Origin of the sequence: Roseovarius gaetbuli (assembly GCF_900172365.1) — a bacterium.
Classification (GTDB): Bacteria; Pseudomonadota; Alphaproteobacteria; order Rhodobacterales; family Rhodobacteraceae; genus Roseovarius; species Roseovarius gaetbuli.
Window position 1 is genome coordinate 1 of the sequence record NZ_FWFJ01000032.1, and the last position, 1,002, is coordinate 1,002.

Annotated in this window: 1 pseudogene; it reads right to left on the minus strand. The window is 52.2% G+C overall.

What is annotated here, in order from left to right:
* Positions 1–171 precede the first annotated feature (171 nt).
* Positions 172–875 (minus strand): annotated as a pseudogene (locus tag ROG8370_RS14190) (IS6 family transposase).
* Between the last annotated feature and the right edge of the window lie 127 nt (positions 876–1,002).

The window sequence follows — 1,002 nt, forward strand, 5'->3', positions numbered from 1 at the left end:
CCTGCTTGGCCCCATCGGAAACATTCCGCCAGCAGAGGCTGAAGAGAACTTCTATGCACAGCGCGACGTGCTCGATATGGTCGCGTGAAATGAAGCTATAGGTCTCCGGTAAACCCGGGGCGATTCAGATCAATTCGAACTCGTCCCCCCAAAAGAGTTGTGGCCTGTCCATTACGACCAGCAAAGGCCGCGCCATCCAGCAGGAGCAGCGGCACGGTTTAGCTTGCAAATGGGTCGGCTTGAGAGGCTACGTTCCTGATTAAAGTGATTGTGTACGGAAGCTTGAACAGCGACGAATTTCTGCAAACTTAGTATGCGCCCGACCCGGAGCATTGCGCGCTCTCGTCGTCGAAACGGCAGATGTGAATTCTCGGCCCGATTATTCAACCAACGGTCGACTTCATGCCGGTTTGCCACACACCGATCTCTTTCAGTGCCGCACCGAAAGAGCGAAGCCGGTCTGTCGCGAAAACTTCAGGCCTGCAGTGCTTACGCATTACTTTCTTAAAGAATTTCAACGCTGCCTTCTTATTGCGCGTTTTTTTCATAAAGCTTTCCAGGACTTCGCTCTCGTGATCCGTGGCGTGCCAAAGGTAATTCCTCTCACCCTTAAACTTCGCTAATTTCTCATCTAAGTGCCAATGACAAAACGTGCATTTCATGCCTGTTATCAGCCACTTCCAGATCTTGGGCGCAAAGGCCGGACCAACCCCATGCCACCGATATCTTGCAGGTTCATGGCCGACTTCGACACCTCGTTCGTAGAGCCATCTTCCACATTTCGAAGGACAGCGGGAAACGAACGTAAAGGATCATCGCCAAGCGGATAATCCGAAGCCCGTTTTGAAATAGCGAAACGGATCAGATCTGGTCATGTCCAGACGCTACAAATCCCATCTGCCCAACTCGAGTCGGCGTGTTCTGACAATGCCGGAACAGGGCATGTTTTATGCCCTGCCCCGAACCGGATCTCGAATTTGGCCCACAAGTAATTCAGCCGCT